This is a genomic window from Streptomyces sp. NPDC057543 (assembly GCF_042801895.1).
GTDB lineage: Bacteria > Actinomycetota > Actinomycetes > Streptomycetales > Streptomycetaceae > Streptomyces.
Map to the genome: position 1 here is coordinate 1 of NZ_JBHVFF010000426.1, position 5,157 is coordinate 5,157.

The 5,157-nt window shown below is 69.7% G+C and carries 5 protein-coding genes and 1 pseudogene; 4 read left to right on the forward strand and 2 right to left on the reverse strand.

All coding sequences use genetic code 11. From position 1 onward, the window contains the following. Both ACFU8Q_RS38850 and ACFU8Q_RS38855 read right to left on the reverse strand, forming a co-directional pair. Positions 1–197, reverse strand: a 197-nt coding sequence (locus ACFU8Q_RS38850) for a recombinase family protein (protein ID WP_384464115.1), incomplete at its 3' end; no start/stop codon positions are given. Between the two features lie 504 nt (positions 198–701). Continuing rightward, positions 702–2,096, reverse strand: a complete 1,395-nt coding sequence (locus tag ACFU8Q_RS38855) for an NDP-hexose 2,3-dehydratase family protein (protein WP_384464118.1) — start codon at positions 2,094–2,096, stop codon at positions 702–704. A gap of 266 nt (positions 2,097–2,362) precedes the next feature. Between ACFU8Q_RS38855 and ACFU8Q_RS38860 the strand changes: the two genes are divergently transcribed. The 4 genes and pseudogenes from ACFU8Q_RS38860 to ACFU8Q_RS38875 form a co-directional block, all read left to right on the forward strand. Next, positions 2,363–2,986 (forward strand): dTDP-4-dehydrorhamnose 3,5-epimerase family protein, encoded by a 624-nt coding sequence (locus ACFU8Q_RS38860; protein ID WP_384464121.1) that lies wholly within the window; start codon positions 2,363–2,365, stop codon positions 2,984–2,986. A gap of 224 nt (positions 2,987–3,210) precedes the next feature. Continuing rightward, positions 3,211–4,023 (forward strand): BTAD domain-containing putative transcriptional regulator, encoded by an 813-nt coding sequence (locus tag ACFU8Q_RS38865; RefSeq protein ID WP_384464124.1) that lies wholly within the window; start codon positions 3,211–3,213, stop codon positions 4,021–4,023. A gap of 22 nt (positions 4,024–4,045) precedes the next feature. After that, complete coding sequence (locus ACFU8Q_RS38870) at positions 4,046–4,954, forward strand: glycosyltransferase (protein WP_384464127.1); 909 nt, start codon at positions 4,046–4,048, stop codon at positions 4,952–4,954. Position 4,955: 1 nt separating this feature from the next. Beyond that, positions 4,956–5,157, forward strand: a pseudogene (locus ACFU8Q_RS38875) (hypothetical protein); the annotation flags it as partial.

Below are 5,157 nucleotides of genomic sequence, written 5' to 3' on the forward strand. Positions count from 1 at the left end.
AGCCGGTCCTCATGCGTGACGCGGACGACCGTCACCGTTCCGTCGGCGACCATCGCCAACAGCCGGTTGAGGCCGGGGCGATTCTCCCGCAGACCGGATCCCCGGTCCGGAACCTTGCCGTCCAACGCCCACTGACGAAGCGTCATCGGATGGATGCCCAGACGCACTGCGCCTTTGGACATGCGCAGCAACTCCATGCGCACAATCATACACAACACCAGGAATCGCTAATGAAGTTGGTGAGCCTCGACAACGGCCTCCGTTTCGCCGCGGAGGCCACCCCCGCGCCTCTGCGTGAGGCCTTCCGAGCCATGCAGGACCCGCTGGTGGCGCAGGTGGGCCCGGACGAGGAGCCCGGCCTCTTCGTCGAGACCTTCCGGGCCGCGCTGCACGGCCTGATCTCCCTCACCTGCGCCGGCCGGCTTCCCGCCGACCGGATCCCCAGCCGTACCGCACTCCTGGTCAACCGCTTCGTCGGCGCCGAGGAGCAGCCCCGTGCAGTAGCCCGTGAGGGCTGCTGCACGAGTTCCTGGCGGACCCGGACCGCCCGGAGTGGGACACGCTTCAACCACCCATTCCGCCGGCCCCGGAACGCCGACCACGTCATCGACCGGATCTGCCGCTCCTGCGACAGGATCTCCGGATCGACTCACCGGGTGCCGCGCACCGGCGTGGCGGTCGGCTGTGCGCTGTCGTACGAGCTATCCGCGCATCGCCCCGGTCGCGCGCAGGGCGGTGACCAGGGTGCGCGCCTCGATGTTCACGTAGTTGCTGTGCTGCAGCAGTCCGCCGAGCTGATCCGCGGTCACCCAGATGAATTCCTCGGGCACGTCGAGCGGGAATTCGTCGCCGACTTCCACCAGCTGGTAGCGGTTGGTGGCGTAGTGGAAGCGGCCGCCTTCCTCGGACTGCACCGAGTCGAACAGCACCTGGTCCCTCGGCGCGCCGAGGACCAGGTCCAGATAGCGCGGCCGCGACTCGGTCGGCAGGGACTGCGCGTGGCCCGGCTGGCACTGCACGGTCGGAGCGAGCTCCGCCACGTTCAGTACTCCGGCCTCCGACCTGGCGTGCGCCAGCAGGTGCGGGACGCCGGCGACACGGCGTACCAGGAAGGCGGCCAGCCCCTGCTCGGCAGGGGCGAGCAAGGGCTGGGACCAGCGGGTCACCTCGCGGTTGGCGGCCCGTATGTCCGCGGCGATCAGCGAGAAGTGCTGCCCGGCCTCGTGGGCGATCTCGTCGTCGGTACGCCGCCAGTCGGAGACGTTCGCCAACGGTATGGACCGCTGGACCAGTTCGCGTCGCGCCTTCACCTCGGTGAGGCGGGTGAGCACCTCCCACAGCGAGTGCAGTGGGTGTCCGCCGCCGACGCCCGAGGGAATCTGCGACAGCACGGTACGGGCATCCATGTTCAGCACGTTGTCCTCGTGCAGCAGCCCGTACAGCTGCCCGAGGGTCAGCCACACGAAGTCCTCGTGTCCGGGTATCTCGCCGACCGCCTCCACGACCATGTTCCGGTTGCGCTTGCGAAGGAACCAGGCCCCCTGCTCCGACTGCAGCGAGTCGAAAAGCACTTGGCCGCCCCGGTTCGGGGGCACGAAGTGCTCCAGGTAGCGCACCGCCGAGCCTCCGTGTACCCCCGTGTAGTTGCTGCGGGTGGCCTGCACGGTAGGTGACAGCTGCACCGTGTCGAGATTGCCCGGCTCCATCTTGGCCTGCATCAGGCAGTGCAGAACGCCGTCGAACTCCTTGACCACGATGCCCAGGATGCCGATCTCGGGCTGGTTGATGATCGGCTGCGTCCAGCTGTCCTCCTGCCCGTTCCAGGAGGTGCGCACGTGCAACCCCTCGACCGAGAAGAACCGCCCGCTCTCGTGCACGAGGTTGCCGGTGCCGTCCTGGAAGTGCCATCCGGCGAGCTCGGCGAACGGGATGCGCCGCACGTCGTAACGCTTGGACCGGCGCTGGGCGGTGAACCAGCGGCGGAACTCGGCATTGGGTGTGACGGAGCTGTCGGCTGTCTGAGCGGAAAGAGCGAGGCGCAGGCCGAGGTCTGCGGTCGACTCGTAGGGCACCGCTGAGGACGCGGTGATCGTCATGGACTGCTCCTTTGCGTGGACGCGTGCGCGGGATCGCGGCCACGACCTTCCTGCACCCCCATCGCCTACAACTGGAGACGGCCTTGAGGCTTTTTTGAGGCCGACGCCCGCTCCATCCGGTCTTGAGCAGCCGTACCTACCGTCCTGGGCATGGATTCCCGGGGTCTGACATCAGCGGCCGACATGAACTCGGCGACCGCCGCCCCTGCCCCGGACCCCGCCGCTGCTCCAGCCGGTCTTGAGCAGCGGCGGCTACCTTCGTGGGCATGGAACTCAGCAGCCTGGAAATCAGCGAACTCGCCCTACCGGGCGCGTTCCTGCTTTCGCCCCGGGCCGTTGGGGACGAGGTCGTGGTCCGCTACGAGACGTTCCGTCAGGACGACGTAGAGGACACGATCGGACGGCCCTTCGCGATCCGGTACAGCGGCCTGTCGGCCGCGCAACGCCTGGTACTGCGTGGCATCCACGGCACCGCCGGCGAGGGCGGCCGTGCCCGGCTGTTCCACTGTGTGAGGGGCTCCACCGTCCACGTCGTGGTGGACCTGCGTGTCGGGTCCCCGGAGTACGGCCGGCACGAGATGGTCTGGCTGGACCACCGCAACGCGTCCGGGGTGTTCGTCTCCGAGGGCCTCGGCCACGCCTGGCTCGCGCTCGAGGACGATACGGTGGTCGCTTGTCACAGCTCCCGGCCGGACACGCCCGGCGTCGGCTACACGGTCAGCGCGCTCGACCCCGCTCTGGCCCTGCCGTGGGGGCTCACCGAGGCGCCGGTGATGTCCGACGAGGACCTGGCCGCGCCCACCGCGGCGGAGGCACTGGCGAAAGGGCTCCTGCCGGCGTACGAGGACTGCCTCGCGCCGTACGACCGCCCCGCGCTCACCGGAGACTGAACCACCGCGGGTCCGGCTCCCCTCCCCTTCCAGCCGGACCACAGGCCCCGCGTGCCGTGAAGGCGCGCGGGGCCTCAGACATGTCCGGGACGGTCCCGCGGCCCATGAATCGGTCACACCCTGAGCAGGACAAAGACACCCGGACGAGCGGGAGCGACGCACTGTCTGCGTGATGCGGCCGCGTGGGAGGTTCAAGGTCCGATGACAGAGACAAAGGGGGCCGCATGCGAATCTTCGTTCTGGGGTCGTTGGACGCCGAGCTGAAGGGCGTTCCGATCCTGCCCACAGCAGCGAAACCGCGGCAGATCCTGGCGCTGCTCGCCATCTATGCGAACCAGGTTCTGCCGGTTTCCGCGCTGATGGAGGAGATCTGGGGCGATGCCCCGCCGCGCAGCGCGCTCACCACGCTGCAGACCTACATCCTCCAGCTCCGGCGCTGCATGGAGAAGGCGCTGGACGGAGAGCCCGGCGGCTCCAAGGAACTGCTGCTGACCCGGCACGGGGGATATCTCCTGCACACCGAGCCGGGCAGCATCGACGCGCACGAGCACGACCGGCTGTCCTCCCTCGGCCAGCGCGCCCTCGGCCGCGGTGAGCACCAGCAGGCCGCGGAGCTGTTCCGGGAGGCCCTCGGCCTGTGGCGGGGCCCGGCCCTGGTCGACGTACGCACCGGCCCGCTGCTCGAGATCGAGGCGATGCGGCTGGAGGAGAGCCGTCTCGGGGTGCTGGAGCGGCGCATCGACGTCGAGCTTCGGCTCGGCCGTCATGCCGAACTGCTCACCGAGCTCACCACGCTCACCGCCCGGCACCCGCTGCACGAGGGTCTGCACGCCCAGTCCATGGTGGCCTTCTACCGGGCAGGGCGCCCCTCCGTGGCGCTCGATGTCTTCCAGAATCTGCGTACCCGCCTCGTGGAGGAGCTGGGCATCGAGCCCTCGCAGCGTCTGCAGCATCTGCAGCGGGCCGTGCTCGGAAGCGACCCGGCGCTGGACGCCGACGCCGGGACCGGGCGGGTGCTCGACCGCTTCGCCAGGTGACTGCCCAGGGAGGAGAGGAACTGTGCGTGTGCTCTTCTCGGCGGGCCTCGGCATGCCGGCGGCGCTGCGCCTGGTGTTGCTCGCGAGGGAACTGCAGGCGGCCGGGCACGAGGTCCGTTTCTCCTGTCCGGCCCGGGCCCGCCACCGCGTGGTCCGGGCCGGGCTCGTCCCGGTGCTGGCCGGTCCGCAGCAGTTCAGCCGGGCCTGGCGGCCCGACCTGGTGGTCCACGATCCGCTGTGCCCGGACTCGACTGCCATGGCGGCCGAGTCCGGGGTGCCCACCATCGGCTATCTTCCGTATACCCACCCGCCGTTGTCGCCGCTGCCGACCGTCTGGATCGACCCTTGTCCGCCGCTGCTGCGGGAACGACCGGAGCCCGACGCCTGGCAAGTGCGCTGTGATGCCTACGAATTGCCCGGACAGCCGGCGCCCTGGCTCACTGAGCTGTCGCTGCTTCCGCGCGTTTGTATCACCGGGGTGCCGACCGGGACCCGGCCCGAGGACCGGCGCCGCGCACGACTCTTCCGCCGTGTTGCCGAGGGCGTCGAAAGCCTCGGCCTGCAACTCCTCGTGCTGACAGGCGACGACCACCCCTGGAGCGTGGTGCTGCAGGGCAGTGTCGTCGTCGTGCATGGCGGGGACGAAGGGATTGTGTACGCGGCCGCCCGGTTCGGAGTCTCCCAACTGGTGCTGCCGGCGGGGGAGGAGGAGCGGCGGGCAGGCAAGCGCCTGGAGCAGGCAGGCATCGGCCGTTGCCTGACCGACGACGAACTGGCGGGCGCCCCCAGCATGCTGCGGCTGCGCTTCCACATCGCCGAGCTGATCAACGGCGGTCGGGTGCTGCCCGCGGCCGCGCAACTGGGCCGGACCATCGCCCGTATGCCACCGCCCGCCGAACTCGTCCCGGGTATCGAGGCGCTGTTGCGCTGACGTGGGGGAGAAGGAGCAAGAGGACGTTGATGCCGGCCGTGGTGACCGTGACCAGGGCCGGCGCTACGCAGTGTGGGATGACTACGCCGACACCGCGACCCTGCGCAACGACCGAGGCCGCTTCATCAGCGCCGCTACGAAGACCATCGCTACGGGGGAGGCCGCGCCTGGGGTTCCTCTTCATCAGCGGCGGCGCGCAACTC

Bases quoted from the DNA above. Each gene is read 5' to 3' on its own strand.
- ACFU8Q_RS38855 (WP_384464118.1), bottom strand. From the start codon at position 2,096: ATGACGATCACCGCGTCCTCAGCGGTGCCCTACGAGTCGACCGCAGAC.
- ACFU8Q_RS38860 (WP_384464121.1), top strand. From the start codon at position 2,363: ATGGAACTCAGCAGCCTGGAAATCAGCGAACTCGCCCTACCGGGCGCG.
- ACFU8Q_RS38865 (WP_384464124.1), top strand. From the start codon at position 3,211: ATGCGAATCTTCGTTCTGGGGTCGTTGGACGCCGAGCTGAAGGGCGTT.